This window comes from Martinezella calliandrae, from assembly GCF_030272695.1.
Lineage (GTDB): Bacteria > Pseudomonadota > Alphaproteobacteria > Rhizobiales > Rhizobiaceae > Rhizobium > Rhizobium calliandrae.
In genome coordinates this window covers 56,874-73,569 of the sequence record NZ_JARFYN010000036.1, presented here as the reverse complement: position 1 = coordinate 73,569, position 16,696 = coordinate 56,874, and the positions used below count along the sequence as shown (strand labels likewise).

The following is a 16,696-nucleotide window of genomic DNA, read 5'->3' as shown; positions in this document are numbered from 1 at the left end:
GGACATGACGGTCATTGCTTTCCTCGCTGGGCGATTGGTGCAGGCGGTATACCTGCTGGTAGCCATGTCGCTGATCGGGTTCATCGGTGTCCACGCCATTGGCAATCCAGTCTTTAACGTCGTCAACATCGAGACTGCGACGCCGCAGGACATTGCGCGCGCGACCCCCCCCCCCCCCCCCCCCCCCCCCCCCCCCCCCCCCCCCCCCCCCCCCCCCCCCCCCCCCCCCCCCCCCCCCCCCCCCCCCCCCCCCCCCCGCTCGGGATCGGCATTGGCCTCATTGCCGGCCGGCGGCAGGGCACGCGGCTGGACCGCTGGATCCTGCGGGGGAGCGTCTATGCGTTGAGCGTGCCCTCTTTCTGGCTTGCGATGATGCTGATCCTCATGGGCGCAGTGCTCACCGGCTGCTTCCCGCCCGGTGGCCGCGGCGCCACCGTGTCGATTCTTGGTGCATCCTGGAGCCTGTTTACGCTGGACGGGCTGCGTCATCTCGTCTTGCCGGCCCTCGCGCTCGCGCTTCCGAACATCGCGCTGATCGCGCGGTTGACGCGGTCGGGAACGATCGAGGTCGAGAGCCTGGACTTCATTCGCTTCTGCCGGGCAAAGGGTCTGTCGGGTCGTCGGATCCTGCTCAGCCACACGCTGCCCAATATCAGCGTTCCCATTGTGACGATCATCGGGCTGCAGTTCGGAGGCACGCTGGCTTTCGCCGTTGTGGTCGAAACCATTTTCGCCTGGCCGGGGGTCGGAAAGCTGCTGATCGATTCCGTGCAGCTCCTCGACCGACCGGTGATCATGGCGACCCTGACGTTTGTTGCCGCCGCCTTTGTCACTCTTAACGCGCTCATCGACCTGTTCCAGGCCCTGCTTGACCCGCGCATCGGGCTGTCGAACTGAGGAGGCCCTAAGATGAAAGCAACCATTCTGCGAAGCCTTCAGGGCCCCAATCGCCCGATCGTCCATCTCCCCGTCATCGTGCTCGCCTGCTACGTGTTCGCGGCGGTGGCGGCACCCTTGCTGGCGCCCCAGAACCCTTATGATCCACTGCAGATTTTCGCCTGGGAGGCGTCGTCGCCACCCGGCGCTCAGAGCAGCGGGGGTTATCTCTATCTGCTCGGGACCGACGGGCTCGGCAGGGATATTCTGAGCGCGATCCTTTATGGATTGCGCATCAGCCTCGTCGTCTCGATCAGCAGCGTCGCGATCGCCGCCGTCGTCGGACTGACCGCCGGCGTTACCGCTGCCTATGCCGGGGGATGGGCCGATATTGCGTTGATGCGACTGGTCGACCTGCAGCTCAGCCTGCCAACGTTGCTGGTGGCCCTGGTCGCCATCGTGACGCTCGGTCCTGGAATTGACCGGATCGTGCTCGCGCTGGTGATCGCCCAATGGGCCACCTATGCCCGTGTCACAAGAGCGGCCGCCCGCAGCGAGGTGTCGAAACCCTATATGGACGCAGCAAGGTTGTTGCGATTGCCGTTTCGCCGCATTCTCTTGCGCCATCTGCTTCCCAACAGCATCGCGCCGGCGATTACGCTGCTGCCGATCGATATCGGACATGCCGTGGCGCTCGAAGCAACGTTGTCCTTCCTTGGCCTCGGCGTTCCTATCGACCGACCGTCACTCGGCACCACGGTGGCCAACGGCTTCGAATATCTCATGACCGGTCAGTACTGGATCAGCCTTTTCCCGGGCTTGGCGCTATTTGGTCTCATCGCGAGCATTAATCTGGTTGGCGAAGGGCTTCGCCGACGCCTGGATCCGAGGAGCCGCCAGCTATGATCCCATCGTTTCACGATCATCCGCTCCTGAGTGTCGAGCGCCTTTCACTCTCCCATCGCGGCGGGCGAGGCTTGTCGGCGGTCGTCCACGACGTCAGCTTCGATCTCGATCGTGGGGAGATCCTCGGCATCATTGGCGAATCCGGCGCCGGGAAGTCGACGATCGGCAACGCCATTCTCGGCTTGTTGCCGTCAGGCTTCGAACAGGTCGCAGGCACCATCCGTTTTGCTGGCGAGGCTATGGAGACGATCGACCCGAATGATCGCGTGTGGTTGCGCGGCCGGCGCATCGCCAGCATTTTCCAGGATCATACCGCCTCGCTCGATCCGCTGATGAGCATCGGCCGACAACTGACGGAAACGATCCGGGCGCTTGACCCGGCGCTGTCGCGCAAGGCGGCAAAAGCCCGCGCGATTGAGCTCCTCGCCCTTGTCGAGATTTCGGAAGCTGAGGGCCGCTTCGACGCCTATCCACACCAGCTGTCCGGGGGCCAGCGGCAGCGCGTGGTGATTGCGATCGCACTTGCCGGATCTCCCGACATCATCGTCGCGGACGAACCCACCTCGGCGCTCGATGCGACGGTGCAGAAGCAGGTGTTGCGGCTGCTTCGCTCCCTCGTCGTTGAGCGAGGCCTCTCCGTGCTGCTCGTGACCCACGACATGGGCGTTGTCGCCGAGGTCACGGACAGGGTGGTGGTCATGCGCCACGGCCAGGTGGTGGAACAGGGTTTCACGCCCGCGCTGCTCGACGGGCCGCAACAGGAGTACACCCGGCGTCTGCTCGCCGCCGTGCCGCGGCTCCGGATCGGGAAGACTTCCGCGGCATTTGAAACTGATCTTCGGTCCGACGCCGCGCCCGTTCTAACGGCGAGAAATATTTCCAAGAGTTTCGCTGCGTCCGGGATCGGAGTTCCGTTTCAGAAAAGAGCGCCGAAACGCGTGCTTGACGGCATCGACATCGAGATGGGACGTGGCGCAATTACGGGAATTGTCGGCGAGAGCGGCAGCGGAAAGTCGACGATCGGACGGATCGTTGCCGGACTGGAGCGGGGCGACGGCGGCATGCTCGCCATCGACGGTCGTCCGTTCGATGTGACAGTGAGCGCACACCGAAACGGCCTGCTTGGGCGCGTGCAGATGATCTTCCAGGATCCGGCGACCTCGCTCAATCCGAGACTAACGATCGGCGCCACGCTAGAAGAGGTCTGCCGATCGCGCGCAGATAAGCCGGCTGGGAAAATTGCGTCGGGGATGGCCTGCGACATGCTGGAGCGGCTTGGTCTGCCAGCTGGCTTCGTTAACCGCTATCCACATCAGCTATCCGGCGGACAGAAACAACGTGTCTGCATCGGCCGTGCCTTGCTGGCGGCGCCTGACATCATCGTCGCCGACGAACCGACCTCTGCGCTCGACGTCTCTGTCCAGGCCGAGATCGTCGCTTTACTGAGAGAGTGCGTCGAGCAGGACGGATTGTCGATGATCTTCATCTCGCATGATCTCGCCGTGGTGCAGGAGCTCTGCGGCACCGTCTACATCATCAAGGATGGGGTGATCGAAGATTTCGGGCCGCCGGACCTTATCTTTGCGCACACGCAGAATCCCTACACGCGCAGCCTGATTGCCGCGCGCGCTTCCCGCTTCACCCTGTAGCCGGCTTACAAAACGCACGCCCATTGGCAAGCGACCTGGCTTCGCCGTGCCACCCTGCCGTTCATTCCCAAGAGGATCATGATGCATTCCCAATTGACCCTGGCCGTGACCGGCCAATCCTTGATCAAACACGATATCCGCCAGATCACCGACCCTGCTGTCGACGGCGTTCGCTCCATCTTACGTTCTGCCGATCTCGCCTTCACCAATTTCGAGGGTACGATCCTTGGTCGGCATGGCGGATGGCCGCTGAAAGGGTCTTATTTCGGGGCAAGCGACCCTATGGTGCTGGACGTCTTGCAATCCATGGGATTCGCGGGCCTGTCGCTCTCCAATAATCACGCCTTTGATCTCGGTCCCTCCGGTGTGCTATCGACCCTGGAGGAGGTCGAGAAGCGGGGCTTCCTGGCGGCAGGCCTTGGACGGAACCGCAAGGAGGCTGGGCGCGCCGCGATCCGATCCGTCGGTACCCGCAAAGTCGCGCTCGTCGCCATGGACGGGGGGCCGGGACCGGATTTCATGTACGCTGCCGATTCCGGTCCCGGGCGGTCGGAACGCCCGGGGATCAATCGGCTGCGGCTGTCGCAGGTTTTGGACGTTGACGCGCCTGCCTTCGAACAGATCCGCCAAGTGCGCGAGAAAGTCGGCTATGGCGACATGCATCTCCTCAACGATGTCCAGCCGGACGATCCGCTGCCGATGGAGGATGGCGAGCTTGGCTTCGCGCGGACGATTTTTCGCCGTGCCGAGGGCTTTGGCCGCAACGTCCGAGTCGATATCGAGGATCGGGAGCGCAATCTGGCGGCAATCTCGGCCGCCGCCTCCGACGGATGCGTTGTTGTCGCTTATCTCCATCATCATCATTGGGCCCGCAACTGGCATGAGGTCCCGGACTGGGTTTCGACCGTCGCCAAGGACTGCATCGATGCGGGTGCGGCTGTTTTCCTCAGCCACGGCGCGCCGGTGCTGCAGCCGGTCGAGATCTATCGCTGCCGGCCGATCTTCTACAGCCTGGGGAATTTCATATTCCATGTGAAGTCAGCAAACTCGAAATGGACGGATCGACAAGTGTGGGAGAGCGTCGTGGCAGTGTGCTTGATCGCTGAAAACGGATCGTCGACGGAGCTGCGGTTCCATCCGGTCGTGATCGGCGGCGAAGATGGGCTGGAAGATGGCCTGCTGGAACGGCGGTTGGCGCCGCAGCGCGTGTATGGCGTGCCGGCCGAGCGAATTCTCGGGCGACTACGGGAACAGTCTGCGATGCTTGGTACTGATATCGAGATTGTAGATGACGTCGGCGTTCTTCGTCCCTGACGTGGCGCTGAACAGGACAGGGTGTCATGCGACCGCGGAACCTGAGCTGAGAGGGTTCGTCCAAAGGGCGGCACGCTGTGAATAGGCCCTCTTGCGGCGTTGGCCCGGTCACGACAAGGCAATTGCGAAGGTCTCCGTTCCGGCTACCCAGCGGGCTCACACCGCTCCAGGGACCACGAATAATCAACGTACCCTGGATCAGCGCTCAAGTTATGGGTTGGAATTCTGTTCGTCGCTCGCGGAACAAATCCGACCGAAAATCCGAACAGCCGGCCAATCTTCCGCAATGTCTCACCCATCAGAGTGGGTTAATAAGGAGCGCTCGCGCTTGTCAGAATTGCCATCTACCTAGCGGACTGCGGCCCCTGGTGGCTTTGCCACTTGAGCGCGGCCAAGTCTTGGCGAAGGTTTTCCACCCGCCGTTGCTCTAAAGCCAAAGTGTATCGCGATTTGGGATCGCTTCATCCGCGGCGCCCCGCCCGGACAGCCGTCCGTTCCGAAGCAAGTTAATCGCCGCCGGCCTCTTTCAGAAGATCGGCTGCCTTAACACCCAGGATCTTGGCAAGATTATCGACAATGTCGATGGTCGGGCTGTATACGCAACGTTCCAAAGCGCTGTCTCGGAGGTTCTTTGCAAAGGTTTCTCGAATATCCATGGCCTTGCTCGTAGAGGACGCAGAGTATTCATCTACAGAGTATGCGCTGCCCTCGTCAACCGCTTGGCCCTGATTCGAATCAGTTTCAGTCTTTTCCCTACGCTCTTATGCCGACGCGTCCTATGCAGCCCAGAAACCGGATTCCGCATCGGCCGTTGGATGCAAGACGTTCTCGACATTGCGGCTCAGATCGAGGCCTTCCGAGAGTGTTCGGCTAGGAAGTTCCCCGACGATCGTGCGCGCAAAAGCGGCCGACGAGATTGATCTAGGATGAGGGTGGCGCCAGCATGTTTGAAATCCATAGGATACTCAACACGATTTATCGGACCATTTCCCGAGGGAGCCGTGTGGAACGTCTTTTCTGACTACTTCATTGGGGATATCTGATGATTTCAAGGAGCACGACGAACGCCTGGCTTAGCCCTGACGCAGCGGCACAGCGATTATGTGCGGTCGAGCTGAAATCGTTACTTGTGGGCTCCCCGTAGGTCGTCAATCTTAAAGAAGGTTTGCAGCTGGCCAAGCAATTGTGAGCCTCGTCTAATCAGACACGAAACTGCGAGGTCCGCGTCTGCGACGATATGCAACTGCCGATATGCACGAAATTCTCTTTTATTGACCACCCTTATCGCTCCAACTGCCGCTTGCGAGCAGGAGGCCGGAAGGCGCTGCTCCACCGCGGCCAGCGCCCACTGCGACTTTCGATAGTTGCCAGCCGCGCCCTTGCCCCTTTTTACTCTTCCCGGCGTCTTTTGAGACGCCCGGCAAATCTGCGGGAAGAAATCAATGGAAAGGTCAATTATGAGGCAGTTGGAAAGAGGGAGATGAACAGGGAAGATATCGAGCAATTGCGGGATCTCGTTGGCTGCCAAGCTGTGCTGGACAGCGCAGGCTTTGCACTCGACGTCAAGGAGAGCACACGGCGGGCCGTGAAATTTCGCCGTGGAAGCGAGATCATTATTGTCATCCATGATGGGCGCGGCTGGTTCGACCCTCTCAATGACGACAGGGGCGATATCTTCTCCCTCGTAACCCACCTCAACGGTCTCGGTTTTATTGACGCGTATAAATACATCACCGCACTGACTGGCCTCTCGACAGGTATGTCGAGCTGGCAGAGGAATGAAGCGAGACCGATTGCGCAAACGTCGATTGCCGAAATGTGGGCAAGCCGACGACCACCTTGGCAAGGTTCGCCCTCCTGGAGCTATCTCCGCAGGGAGCGCAAGATCCCGGCTTCGATACTACGGGTAGCTGTCGCCCAAGATCTGCTGCGCGAAGGCCCATACGGGAGCGTGTGGGCGAGCCACACGCACGACGCGGACAATGTGACCGGTTGGGAAGCTCGCGGACCCGCATGGCAGGGTTTTGCAACGGGTGGCCACAAAACTCTCTATCGTCTCGGCAGCATGGATGCTGTCCGCCTTTGCGTTACCGAAGCGGCGATCGATGCGATGAGCCTTGCAGCCATCGAAGGCATGCGCGAAGGCACCCTCTATCTCAGTACGGGCGGTGGCTGGTCGCCGGCGACCGAGACCGCGTTGCGTGCGCTCGTAACGAGACGGGATGCGGTGCTTGTCGCTGCAACGGACGCAAATTCGCAGGGCGACCTTTACGCCGCGCGTCTTCGTGTGATCGCCGAGGCCGCGGACTGTACCTGGCTGCGGTTGCGGCCGTCAGCCGAGGACTGGAACGAGGTTCTGAAACAACGGGTGAGAGAGGGCGAGGAAGGGAGAGAGGAGCGCTGAGCCGTGCCGCATTCCCCGCGCGCGCCCCAGGGGATCCGACCGCCGGCTCGGAAAGTGTCATGAAGGGTTTAAGAAGACAGCGAGTTCGTTTGGATCCGCTGCGCACCGGTTCGGAAGGAGCACCGAAGGAGCCGCCATCGCTGCCGACGCGCTCCAAAGGTTAGCAAACTTGATGTCTCGGGCTATTAGCCGTTCATAGATAAACAATTTGGAGATCGAGAAATGGCTGAAGCAGCAAAGAGACCAGCTATGGGTCGTGTCCGCGGCGAGCGCCTCGAGGTACGCATTACCGCTGACCAAAAGCGCCCAATCGAACGCGCAGCCGCCCTACAAGGGCGCACAGTGACAGATTTCGTTCTGACAAGCGTGCAGGATACGGCGCGGCGCGTCATTGAGGAATATCAACACCTGGAATTTTCGGTGCGGGATAGCCAGGCGTTTGTGGAGGCTTTGATTGACCCAAGGCCTATTAACGAGCGGCTCCATGATACCGTTCGGCGTTATCGCGAGAAAACGGGCGTCTGAAGAGTGGGGGAAACGGATGACGTTCTGCGGTTCGAGGTCCTCGGCGCGCAACACGATCAATCGAGGTTCGAAAGTGGCGTAGAGCCGCTCGACAGATATTTCCAAACACAGGCTGGACGGGACGCCCGAAAGAAGATGGCGGCGCCCTTTGTCCTTCTCCTGGAGGACGGTAATATCGCCGGATACTACACACTGTCATCCACGGCAGTACGGCTTCCGGATCTGCCGGCCGCCATTGTCCACAAGTTGCCGCGCTACCCGTTAATCCATGGGACGCTGCTGGGTCGTCTTGCGATCGATCGACGCTATCAGGGGAGAGGTTATGGCCGATTTCTCCTCGCTGAAGCGCTCTATCGGGCGGTACGCAGCGAGATCGCATCCATTGCGATGATCGTGGACGCCAAGGACGAGTGCGCGAAGCGCTTCTATGAACGCGAAAGTTTTCTGCCGTTTCTGGAGCAACCTATGAAATTGTTTCGACCGATGGTGGACATCGTTAAGTTGTCCGAGTGAGGGCAGAACGCTGCGCGGCCGCTAAACTCGGTTACTCAGGGCAGCCCCCAGCGCAGAAAAGAGGCCGAAATTCGATAGAGGTCCAGACTAAAGTCCAGTTGAGCTTCGGGCTTCAGTCCGATTTCAAGCTCCCCGATTATGACTAATATTTTCACTGACTTGAGTCGCGGAACCGCCCCATTCTGCGGCAAAGGTTAAGGGCTTTCCTGGTCCGTCAACCAGGAAAGCCCTTTTGCATATGAGCACAAGGATCGCTGGCTAGATCGGCCTAAATCCAAGGATGGCGCCTCACTCCTTGCACGTGCGACTGCTGATATGGAATCGACGATTGCTTCTGCCGAGGCGGATAATATTGTATCGGACCACGCGGCTTGCACCTGTGCCTGACCGATGATTGCCGCGAAAGTTACATTCGAAGGTAACAGGCCGGCGGAACATTCTGCCTGTGCAAATGTTCGACTCAGTTCATAGCGTGATAACGCGCTGCGAAAGGGGAAGCTGGATGACGACACGCAACCAGGCCGCCATACTAGAAGACGCCGCCAATCGCATTGGCGATATCTCGCGCGCAGATCTCCAGATCATTTTGCGGCGAACCGCTCTTATGCTCCGTAATTCGGCCTCAGTCACTTTGGATGGTGACGCAGAAGATGCCGTGGCCAGCATCTCGGACGAACTCGGCAGGACACGCAACGACATGATCCGATACATCATTCAGGAATGGCTTGAGATGAATGCTTATCTGCCGGTCCGATTGCTGGAGGAGGATGGGACAGTGTAGCCGGTGGGCTGATTGTCTTGACGGTGGTGCCGGCAGAAAGTGTTCGCCTTTAAATCGCTACCGCATCGGATCGTTGAGCGTCCTGGCGACCTTCAACCGGCTATCCCAATTCGCCAGGAAATCCCTGGCGATCTCTCGGCCTTCCATGAAGGTGACGTTCTCCGCATTTCGCGTCTGCGCCGCAGCCGTGTAGTTGTATGAGCCACCTATCACGAGATATTCGTCAATGATGATGACCTTGTTGTGGGCGATGGCAGGCTGATAGTCGATCCAGACTGGAATGCCGGCCGCCTCGAGCAACGTGGCACCCGAATATTTCCGTTCATTGGTTTTGTCGAGGATCGCCAGGACTTCTACGCCCCGGCCCGCGGCGCGCTGCAGAGCGTGAATGATCGGCAGCGACGTAAAACCGTATGCCTGGAGGCGGATGGAGGATTGCGCCCGGTCGATTTCACCAACTATCAGGCTCTCGCACTGCTCGACCGGCGTGAAGCATGCGAAGACTTTCGCTGTGGCAGGCTCATCGGCATGGAGCGAGCTGGCCCATAGCAGGGCGGCTATCGTGGCAACGGCAATTCTCATTTCTTCCCCATAGCATTTTCGCGCCTTCCGAGAACACGCTTGACTCGAATTATCACGAGAACATAATGAGAACAAGCATGCGGCGGCAGACACATAACGAGGAATGAAATGCCCCGCGATATCCATCGCTTCGTACCCGCATTTGAAACACTGCGCTTTGTTGCGGCCTCCTGCATTGGCCGCACCAGCCGACAAACCAAACGCGATTTCGCTGGCTACGCCGTCGGCAAACGCCGCAAAATCTCTGTCATCCCCTATATCGCGCTGGATATGGCCAAGGAGATATTGCGCTCGGTGCATGTCTCGGAGCGAGGACAGGCGGTTATACCCGAAGCCAGAGCGAGCAAGATCGAGGCGATCTTGCTCGACATCAGCGACGAAGAAGCCTTCAAGCTCGCGAGCATCGAACCGGAAGAGAGGAGCGAACTGGTCGACTTCATCGCCGACCAGGTGCGGGCGATGGTACTTTCAAACTACACGGTGACCGAGATCGAGCGTGAGCCGGAGCCGTCGCAGGCGATCGAGAGCAACGGCTGGAAGGGCCATGAAAGCATCGGGCTCGATGAGAGGACGCGCTACAAGTGGCGACACACATGGGCCGGCGACAAGGGCGATGATTTCGTTGGCTACGACGGCCCTATCTGTCTCGGCCGGATATTCCGGATCGACTACACGGTGCAGGCTGACAAATGGTTCTGGCTGGTCGAGCATGTGCCGCAGGAGCGGCTGCAGCGCCAATGCCCTTCGGCCGGCTGGGAATGGAGTGCGCGGGAGGCCGCCTGTCGCGTCGAAAAATGCTATGAAGCCATCATGAGGCTGAACGGGAGAAAGGCAGCTTAAAATTGCGCGGACGCGTTTATATCTGATCACCATTGAAAGAATAAGGTACCCAAAACATTTACGAAAAGGCGAACACGTCCCCGTCGAGCCAGCTGGCACGGCAGTTCGTGCGGTCGTAGCAACGTCTGGCGTCGGCGCCACGATCCCATTTTAGTCCATGGCAGCCTCTAACAGCTTGAACGATATTTTGACTGACCGACAAATCAGCTCAAAAATCCATCGATTACAGCCCTCTGCCGAATAGGTTTGCTAGAGCCCGACCGTAGGAGTACCCTACAATATCGTTGCCCATTTATCCGGGCGGCAACGGCTGAGAGACGACAATTTGTTCTCGCCCTAAACTGAAAGGGCGAGTCATGGTCAAGTCCCCCGCGATACCGTCAGACCTTTCCGATATACGCGCTGTCTTCGAGGAGGCATGTGAACGTCGCGGAATCACGCAAACCAGTGCCACGGCGAACGAACTGGCACAATTGATGCTGGACGGTTATGCCAGCGGGCTTCGCGATCGCGAGGCCTTCTATGTCCTGGCCGACATCTATCCATAAAACAGACACCAAATGACGCGCTGCAGTCTGCGATTCGGCAGGCTTTGAACGCGCGAGGTTGCGGCGCAGAACCTGCGCCGCCGTAGCCAACCCGAGGAGGAAGGCGATGCTCAACGAATACATAAGTGCTCACAACCAGCCGCTGGACACCTTAGATCTGAATATCTGCCAACGTGCATTCGATACCAGCCTATTCCAGTTGAATATCGGGAAAGATACTGAAGAAGCCGGGCGATTGGCGGCCTTGATCATTAGGTTGTTTCAGCAAGGAGTGCGCAACGAGCGCCAACTCGTCTCCCTTGTCAGCGCTTCCCGCAGCAAGCTCTATGGCAGGTCTTTATAGAATGAGTTCGTAGCCGCTGACGCGGCAACGAGCGACGAAACTTCAGTGGGCCGTTGCTCCCGGCAGGCTTTGTTTGTGGAGCAAATAAAAACGCCCCTATCCGGTTAAGAATAGGGGCAATAGTTGCCAGAAAGTGCTCGGTTTCAATCGTCGGAGGGAAACCCGACCTGCTTGAATTAGAACATGATAATGCCATGAAGGATATACGCCCTTCGAGGAAGCGCTCTTCGACAATTATCTTGTATGACTATCCTTATTGAAGATCGGAGGTGAGATCGTGCCCACTGTAGTGGTGTAGCTGACGGCTGATTGCCGTGCTTTCCGACATAAGGTCGGAGTGGATATCAGCGAGCCACAGCGGGCAGGCTGATTTGGGGATCATCGCTCATTTGCGCCATGGTCTCAAGCGTCAGGTATCTCCCACGCTGGACGGTCCACTCGTCATTCGCCTCCATGAGCAATGCGCCGACGAGACGGACGATGGCTTCGTCGTTCGGAAAGATGCCAACGACCTCGGTGCGGCGTTTGATTTCGCCGTTAAGACGCTCAATTGGATTCGTCGAATGCAACTTCGCCCGGTGCTCTTTCGGGAAGGTCATGTAGGCGAGCACATCGTCTTCGGCGTCATCCATGATGGTGGCGAGCTTCGGCACTTTCGGCCTGATCTGATCGGCGACGCTGCGCCATTGAGCGCTGGCCGCCTCGGGCGTCTCCTGGGCGAAGGCGGTTGCGATGAAGGCGGAGACGACCCGTCTGCCGCTCTTTCCTGCGTGTGCCAGCACATTCCTCATGAAGTGAACGCGGCACCGCTGCCACGTTGCATTGAGAACCTTGGAAACGGCTGCCTTGATGCCTTCATGCGCATCGGAGACAACAAGCTTCACGCCACGCAATCCTCGGCGTGTCAGCCTGCGCAGGAATTCCGTCCAGATTGGCTCGGCCTCCGACGTGCCGACCTCCATGCCCAGAACCTCGCGCCGCCCGTCACTATTGACGCCCACTGCGATGATGACGGCGACTGAGACTATGCGACCGCCACGACGGACCTTGAGATAGGTGGCGTCGACCCACACGTATGGCCACTCGCCTTCGATGGGACGGTCAAGGAACGCCTTCACCTTGACGTCGATCTCCTCGCACAGGCGGCTCACCTGGCTTTTGGAGATGCCGCTCATGCCCATGGCTTTGACCAGATCATCGACCGAACGCGTCGAGATGCCCTGAATATACGCCTCCTGAATAACCGCCGTCAGAGCCTTTTCCGCCATGCGACGCGGTTCGAGGAAGCTCGGAAAGTAACTGCCCTTGCGCAGCTTTGGAATGCGAAGCTCGACCGTTCCGGCTCGCGTCTCCCAATCGCGATCACGATAGCCGTTGCGTTGAGCAAGCCGCATCGGGTTCTTCTCGCCGAATTCAGCGCCCGTAGCTGAGCCGACCTCCAGCTCCATCAGCCGTTCGGCGGCAAAGCCGATCATCTCGCGCAACAAATCTGCATCGGCACTCTTCTCAACAAGCGCGCGCACGTTCATCATGTCATTGGTCATCGGTGGTCTTTCCAAAAGGTTGTGTCTTGAACAACCCGACCCTAGCGGAAAACACTGATGGCCGCCCCGCAAAGCCGATCACCCGCTACAGCGCTATGAAACGCGCGGGCGCTCGGCTTTGCTATCTCCCGTCACCTACACCACGTGTGGGGACACAATCGGAGGTGATCTGCAGATTGGCCATTTATGACGACATACCTCAAAGACTTAAAACACTTAAAACTGCGCCTGCTCGCCGAACTTAATCACCTTGGGCTATGAGACGGCCGAAGATATGAGTCAGATCAGCTCCGCCGGCCTCCTGCGAATTCCAGGCATGAGCGGCTGCGATCGGCGAAAGATTGCAACGGCCATAGGGCGAAAGCCGTACGAGCAGTGATCTGTCCGCGTCCTATCACGACATCAGTGTCTGAAGAAAATTCCCGCTTCTTCTGCCGCCGCCAGGAAAGCGGTTCGCGCTGCATCGATTGAAGCCTTTCCATCGCGAGCATCGATCAGCGATTGCTTGGCGGCCTTAAATGCTTTGCCTCCTCGCTTCCCAGACCATTCGAAAAGCATAAATTCCGCCGCCCGTTCCGTGCTGGTGATTGTGACCAATCGGGCAGGCTTGGCGCTTTGTATCGTCACCGAGTGATCCCACCATTGCTGTCCCATGTTCGTTTCCTCCCACGGCAATAACTGAAATATCGAGGACTCGTTCCAATGGGCTCACGGGCCTGTCTTGGTCAGCCACGAAATGATGTTGGTGAAATCGGTCGTCACTAGAAATATGCGGAATTCGGTAGATCCTTTGACGAGGGTGGATAGCGACCAGCCCTGTGACAGGGTGAGGTTGACCCTGCTCATATAAGCAGATGCCACCAGCCGAAGAGAGTGCGTGGCAGCTTCGCGCCACCGGCGTCAACTTCCGGCTTCACCGGTCAGAGCGAATTGCGCCGCCGCTCAACAGTAGCCGTGGTGTCACAGCCCCAGTGCCGGCAATCAATATTATCTGACCGATGCTGAGGCGTCATGGCAAACCCCAGAACCGACCTTCTCGACCTGATTTCCCGCTACGATTGAGTAAGAATCACCAAGGTCTCCGGCAATACTCCGTCATACTCCATCGCATCCGCCGCTTGCTTGGACTTCATAAATTCCGCCAGGCGGCCCATGTCGGGAACGTCCATGACGAGGCCAACTCGGTTGGACGCTTGCGGATCGACAAACGTACGAATGTTTGTGCAGCCGAGGGGTTCGAAAACTTCTTTGCGGCGCGGTGAAGTGAGCCAATGTTTGACGTCTTTGACGTCGTGATAGGCCAATATGGTAGGCATAGCATCCTCCTCTCAAAAGGCCAAATAGAACACTACGCCGCCATTGATCACATTGATATTACCCGGATGGGCGGGGATCGTCGTCCGCAGGCAAAGATGTCGATGTTCTCGTCTGCTTCCGGCCCTAAGCGGAAGTTGTTGCGACAGCGCGTTGCGGTACCTAGGCCTCCGGTGCCACCGATGACGGTCGGTGCTATTTCGGCCTGGGCTAAAGCCGCTGCGGGATAGCTGCGGCAAAGAAGTCAGTCGCACGGCGCACCCGTGCTGGCACGAAACGACGCTTCGGCCAGGCTAGGTTGATGTCTCTGGCGTCGTTCAGAAAGTCGTCGAGAATTGTGATCACGTCCGGATGGCGGAGTTCATCGGCGAGCGAGACCTTGGCAAAGAGGCCAATTCCAACGCCGGCCAGAACGCCAGCCCGGATCGTTTCGACGCTGTTGGACGACAGGTTCCCGCGAACGGGGATGCTGAATCGTCCGTCGGGACCTGTGAAGGGCCATTTCGCCGATTCTGACAGGCCGCCGTACATAAGGCAATTGTGATCACTCAGCTCCGCCGGAGTCTTCGGTATCCCGTGTTTCTCGAAGTAGCGGCGGGATCCGACGCAGACGAGGGGCGTGCGCGCCACCCGCCAGACAACTGCATCTGGGTCTTCGACGGGCCCCACCCGGATTGCGAGGTCGATCCGATCTTCCACCATGTCTCGCACGAAGTCCGAGAGAACGAGATCCACCTGAAGTCCGGGATTGAGCGACAACAGGTCTGGGATCAGCGGCAGGATATGCAGGCGGCCAAATGTGGAGGCCGCGCTGATCCTGATGAGACCCGACATAGTCTGCGTGCTGCTGGTCAGTTCGCTGTCAGCATCGTCGATCTCGTCAACAAGCGGCTTCGTCCGGTCATAATATCGCTGCCCTTGATCCGTCAGGGTTACGCTGCGGGTGCTGCGGTTGAACAGCGCCACGCCGAGGCGTTTCTCAAGCGCAGCGATTGCCTTGCTGACAGCGGGCTGTGACTCGCCCGTTCGACGTGCAGCGGCGGAAAAGCCGCCTGCTTCGACCACCGCAATGAAGGCACTCAATTCGGCGAATCGATCCATTTCATTCTCCTGGAGCATCAATCTTATGAGGATTTGCGTTATTATCATTTTTTTCTACATATCTAAATGAGACGCATTCCAACGCTTGAAAGGGAATGTGTCATGAATATCGATCTGACTGGCCGCAAGGCGGTTGTTACCGGGTCTACGGCGGGCATCGGCCGCGCCATTGCCGAAGGGCTTGCCCGTGCTGGCGCCTCTGTTGTCATCAGCGGACGTGGCGAAGAACGGGTCGCGACAGCGCTTCAAGAGTTGCGCGCCCTCTTCCCAAAGGGTGGGTTCAGCGGCGTCGTCGCTGATCTTGCGACGCTGGAAGGCGCGGCCGAGCTGTTCGCGCAGGCGCCAGATGCAGACATTCTCGTCAACAATGTGGGCACGGGCCGCGCGAAGCCCTTCTTCGACATCGGCGACAGCGAGTGGAGGGATCTCTTCGAACTCAACGTCATGAGCGGCGTTCGAGCATCACGTCACTATGTGCCTGATATGATGAAGCGCGGGTGGGGGCGCGTCGTCTTCATCAGCAGCGAGTCAGCGCTCGCAATTCCCGTGGATCTGATCGACTACGCCATGACCAAGACCGCTCAGCTTGCCATTGCGAGGGGCTTGGCCGAGACAGTCGCTGGTACAGGCGTCACCGTCAATTCGGTCCTCCCTGGTCCAACCAATTCGGAAATCATGGGCGGTTGGATGAAGGCGGCTGCGGAGGCGCAGGGCATTACGCAAGAGGAAGCCGAGCAGCAGTTCCTCAAAACGACGCGCCCGAGCACGCTCATCAAGCGCTTCGCGACGACTGAAGAGGTCGCAAATCTGGTCGTCTATGTCTGCTCGGAGCAGGCCTCGGCAACAACAGGTACATCCCTGCGTGTCGACGGCGGAGTCGTCAGAACAATCGCATAAGGTAACCCGCTTCTGGCACACCAAGCGGCTCCGAGAAGGGCCAAAGCAGCGGTTCCCCTCTCGGAGCAGTGCAGAAGCCTGACACCGACATCTTCTTCCAGCTTCCGGACCACCGTTGAAGCTCTTTCCTTCTGAATGCCCAGGCTATCGGCTGCGCGGGTGAACCTTTCCATTTCCGCGACCGTTGTGAAAATGAGGAGGGGTTCGAGATTCTGCATTTTCGTACCCTTTATTGTTCCCCGTAAAAGGAACAGTGAGTTCGTACCACAAAGGGCGTGATTGCGGATTATGTCGAGGCGCTCACCAAGGCAGCGCCGCCGCGAGTGGTTGCGCTTTCGTCGATGGGTGCGAACAGGACGAGCGGGGCTCGGCATGATCACGGCCTTGTCGCTTCTGGAGCAAGGTTTGGGCAACCTGAAATCCCAATCGCATTTGTGCGCGCAGGCGGATTTTTCGAAAACTTTCTCTACGGCCTGCAGGTCGCTAAGAGCGGAACGCTCCCGGTCACCTACAATCCGACAAGCCGGAAATCGACCATGGTCGCCACCTCGTTACGGTA

18 protein-coding genes and 2 pseudogenes are annotated in these 16,696 nt (G+C 58.9%); 13 read left to right on the top strand and 7 right to left on the bottom strand.

Annotation, left to right across the window (positions count from 1 at the left end; genetic code table 11):
- Positions 1–4: 4 nt before the first annotated feature.
- From PY650_RS37460 to PY650_RS23950, 5 genes and pseudogenes are all read left to right on the top strand, one after another.
- Positions 5–166: pseudogene (locus tag PY650_RS37460) on the top strand (ABC transporter permease); the annotation flags it as partial.
- 86 nt (positions 167–252) lie between these two features.
- Positions 253–897: pseudogene (locus PY650_RS37175) on the top strand (ABC transporter permease); the annotation flags it as partial.
- Between the two features lie 12 nt (positions 898–909).
- The gene (locus tag PY650_RS23960) at positions 910–1,782 is read left to right on the top strand and encodes an ABC transporter permease (RefSeq protein WP_285882091.1); all 873 of its coding nucleotides are present in this window, start codon (positions 910–912) and stop codon (positions 1,780–1,782) included.
- Positions 1,779–3,431: an ATP-binding cassette domain-containing protein gene (locus PY650_RS23955; RefSeq protein ID WP_285882090.1), complete on the top strand. Its 1,653-nt coding sequence runs from the start codon at positions 1,779–1,781 to the stop codon at positions 3,429–3,431. The genes PY650_RS23960 and PY650_RS23955 overlap by 4 nt, the downstream gene beginning before the upstream one ends.
- Before the next feature lie 81 nt (positions 3,432–3,512).
- Entirely contained in the window at positions 3,513–4,745 is a 1,233-nt protein-coding gene (locus PY650_RS23950; RefSeq protein ID WP_285882089.1) for a CapA family protein, read from the top strand.
- Positions 4,746–5,251: 506 nt separating this feature from the next.
- Here PY650_RS23950 and PY650_RS23945 read toward each other — a convergent pair.
- Positions 5,252–5,401 carry a hypothetical protein gene (locus tag PY650_RS23945; RefSeq protein WP_285882088.1) on the bottom strand — a complete coding sequence of 50 codons (150 nt, stop codon included), beginning with the start codon at positions 5,399–5,401 and terminating at the stop codon, positions 5,252–5,254.
- 824 nt (positions 5,402–6,225) lie between these two features.
- Here PY650_RS23945 and PY650_RS23940 point away from each other — a divergent pair.
- From PY650_RS23940 to PY650_RS23925, 4 genes are all read left to right on the top strand, one after another.
- Complete coding sequence (locus PY650_RS23940; RefSeq protein WP_285882087.1) at positions 6,226–7,149, top strand: DUF3991 and toprim domain-containing protein; 924 nt, start codon at positions 6,226–6,228, stop codon at positions 7,147–7,149.
- A gap of 222 nt (positions 7,150–7,371) precedes the next feature.
- A complete protein-coding gene (locus PY650_RS23935) occupies positions 7,372–7,674 on the top strand; it encodes a type II toxin-antitoxin system TacA family antitoxin (RefSeq protein ID WP_285882086.1) in 303 nt (100 codons plus the stop codon).
- A gap of 3 nt (positions 7,675–7,677) precedes the next feature.
- Positions 7,678–8,187, top strand: coding sequence for a GNAT family N-acetyltransferase (locus tag PY650_RS23930; RefSeq protein WP_285882085.1), 510 nt, complete (start codon positions 7,678–7,680; stop codon positions 8,185–8,187).
- A 502-nt stretch (positions 8,188–8,689) separates the two neighbouring features.
- Positions 8,690–8,968 carry a CopG family transcriptional regulator gene (locus tag PY650_RS23925; RefSeq protein ID WP_285882084.1) on the top strand — a complete coding sequence of 93 codons (279 nt, stop codon included), beginning with the start codon at positions 8,690–8,692 and terminating at the stop codon, positions 8,966–8,968.
- A 57-nt stretch (positions 8,969–9,025) separates the two neighbouring features.
- Here PY650_RS23925 and PY650_RS23920 read toward each other — a convergent pair whose 3' ends face one another.
- The gene (locus tag PY650_RS23920; protein ID WP_285882083.1) at positions 9,026–9,550 is read right to left on the bottom strand and encodes a phospholipase D family nuclease; all 525 of its coding nucleotides are present in this window, start codon (positions 9,548–9,550) and stop codon (positions 9,026–9,028) included.
- A gap of 108 nt (positions 9,551–9,658) precedes the next feature.
- Between PY650_RS23920 and PY650_RS23915 the strand changes: the two genes are divergently transcribed.
- The 3 genes from PY650_RS23915 to PY650_RS23905 all read left to right on the top strand — a co-directional run bounded on the left by PY650_RS23915 (position 9,659) and on the right by PY650_RS23905 (position 11,281).
- A complete protein-coding gene (locus PY650_RS23915) occupies positions 9,659–10,390 on the top strand; it encodes a hypothetical protein (RefSeq protein ID WP_285882082.1) in 732 nt (243 codons plus the stop codon).
- 356 nt (positions 10,391–10,746) lie between these two features.
- Positions 10,747–10,938, top strand: a complete 192-nt coding sequence (locus PY650_RS23910; RefSeq protein ID WP_285882081.1) for a hypothetical protein — start codon at positions 10,747–10,749, stop codon at positions 10,936–10,938.
- A gap of 106 nt (positions 10,939–11,044) precedes the next feature.
- Positions 11,045–11,281 (top strand): hypothetical protein, encoded by a 237-nt coding sequence (locus tag PY650_RS23905; RefSeq protein WP_285882080.1) that lies wholly within the window; start codon positions 11,045–11,047, stop codon positions 11,279–11,281.
- Positions 11,282–11,625: 344 nt separating this feature from the next.
- Here the strand turns inward: PY650_RS23905 and PY650_RS23900 are convergent, their stop codons facing one another.
- The 4 genes from PY650_RS23900 to PY650_RS23880 form a co-directional block, all read right to left on the bottom strand.
- A complete protein-coding gene (locus tag PY650_RS23900; protein ID WP_285882079.1) occupies positions 11,626–12,825 on the bottom strand; it encodes an IS256 family transposase in 1,200 nt (399 codons plus the stop codon).
- A 402-nt stretch (positions 12,826–13,227) separates the two neighbouring features.
- Complete coding sequence (locus PY650_RS23890; protein ID WP_285882078.1) at positions 13,228–13,479, bottom strand: DUF982 domain-containing protein; 252 nt, start codon at positions 13,477–13,479, stop codon at positions 13,228–13,230.
- A 398-nt stretch (positions 13,480–13,877) separates the two neighbouring features.
- Positions 13,878–14,141 (bottom strand): hypothetical protein, encoded by a 264-nt coding sequence (locus PY650_RS23885; protein WP_046610246.1) that lies wholly within the window; start codon positions 14,139–14,141, stop codon positions 13,878–13,880.
- Between the two features lie 208 nt (positions 14,142–14,349).
- On the bottom strand, positions 14,350–15,240 hold the full coding sequence (locus PY650_RS23880; RefSeq protein WP_285882075.1) for a LysR family transcriptional regulator: 891 nt from the start codon (positions 15,238–15,240) through the stop codon (positions 14,350–14,352).
- Positions 15,241–15,342: 102 nt separating this feature from the next.
- Here PY650_RS23880 and PY650_RS23875 point away from each other — a divergent pair, with 102 nt between their 5' ends.
- Positions 15,343–16,137, top strand: a complete 795-nt coding sequence (locus PY650_RS23875; RefSeq protein ID WP_285882074.1) for an SDR family NAD(P)-dependent oxidoreductase — start codon at positions 15,343–15,345, stop codon at positions 16,135–16,137.
- On the opposite strand, the gene PY650_RS23870 is transcribed toward PY650_RS23875, so the two are convergent.
- Complete coding sequence (locus PY650_RS23870; protein ID WP_285882073.1) at positions 16,056–16,355, bottom strand: helix-turn-helix domain-containing protein; 300 nt, start codon at positions 16,353–16,355, stop codon at positions 16,056–16,058. The genes PY650_RS23875 and PY650_RS23870 overlap by 82 nt on opposite strands.
- Positions 16,356–16,696: the final 341 nt, after the last annotated feature.

Excerpts from the sequence above, each read along its gene's own strand:
- PY650_RS23960 (WP_285882091.1), top strand. The coding sequence starts at position 910 with ATGAAAGCAACCATTCTGCGAAGCCTTCAGGGCCCCAATCGCCCGATC.
- PY650_RS23955 (WP_285882090.1), top strand. The coding sequence starts at position 1,779 with ATGATCCCATCGTTTCACGATCATCCGCTCCTGAGTGTCGAGCGCCTT.
- PY650_RS23950 (WP_285882089.1), top strand. The coding sequence starts at position 3,513 with ATGCATTCCCAATTGACCCTGGCCGTGACCGGCCAATCCTTGATCAAA.
- PY650_RS23945 (WP_285882088.1), bottom strand. The coding sequence starts at position 5,401 with ATGGATATTCGAGAAACCTTTGCAAAGAACCTCCGAGACAGCGCTTTG.
- PY650_RS23940 (WP_285882087.1), top strand. The coding sequence starts at position 6,226 with ATGAACAGGGAAGATATCGAGCAATTGCGGGATCTCGTTGGCTGCCAA.
- PY650_RS23935 (WP_285882086.1), top strand. The coding sequence starts at position 7,372 with ATGGCTGAAGCAGCAAAGAGACCAGCTATGGGTCGTGTCCGCGGCGAG.
- PY650_RS23925 (WP_285882084.1), top strand. The coding sequence starts at position 8,690 with ATGACGACACGCAACCAGGCCGCCATACTAGAAGACGCCGCCAATCGC.
- PY650_RS23920 (WP_285882083.1), bottom strand. The coding sequence starts at position 9,550 with ATGAGAATTGCCGTTGCCACGATAGCCGCCCTGCTATGGGCCAGCTCG.
- PY650_RS23915 (WP_285882082.1), top strand. The coding sequence starts at position 9,659 with ATGCCCCGCGATATCCATCGCTTCGTACCCGCATTTGAAACACTGCGC.
- PY650_RS23910 (WP_285882081.1), top strand. The coding sequence starts at position 10,747 with ATGGTCAAGTCCCCCGCGATACCGTCAGACCTTTCCGATATACGCGCT.
- PY650_RS23905 (WP_285882080.1), top strand. The coding sequence starts at position 11,045 with ATGCTCAACGAATACATAAGTGCTCACAACCAGCCGCTGGACACCTTA.
- PY650_RS23900 (WP_285882079.1), bottom strand. The coding sequence starts at position 12,825 with ATGACCAATGACATGATGAACGTGCGCGCGCTTGTTGAGAAGAGTGCC.
- PY650_RS23890 (WP_285882078.1), bottom strand. The coding sequence starts at position 13,479 with ATGGGACAGCAATGGTGGGATCACTCGGTGACGATACAAAGCGCCAAG.
- PY650_RS23885 (WP_046610246.1), bottom strand. The coding sequence starts at position 14,141 with ATGCCTACCATATTGGCCTATCACGACGTCAAAGACGTCAAACATTGG.
- PY650_RS23880 (WP_285882075.1), bottom strand. The coding sequence starts at position 15,240 with ATGGATCGATTCGCCGAATTGAGTGCCTTCATTGCGGTGGTCGAAGCA.
- PY650_RS23875 (WP_285882074.1), top strand. The coding sequence starts at position 15,343 with ATGAATATCGATCTGACTGGCCGCAAGGCGGTTGTTACCGGGTCTACG.
- PY650_RS23870 (WP_285882073.1), bottom strand. The coding sequence starts at position 16,355 with ATGCAGAATCTCGAACCCCTCCTCATTTTCACAACGGTCGCGGAAATG.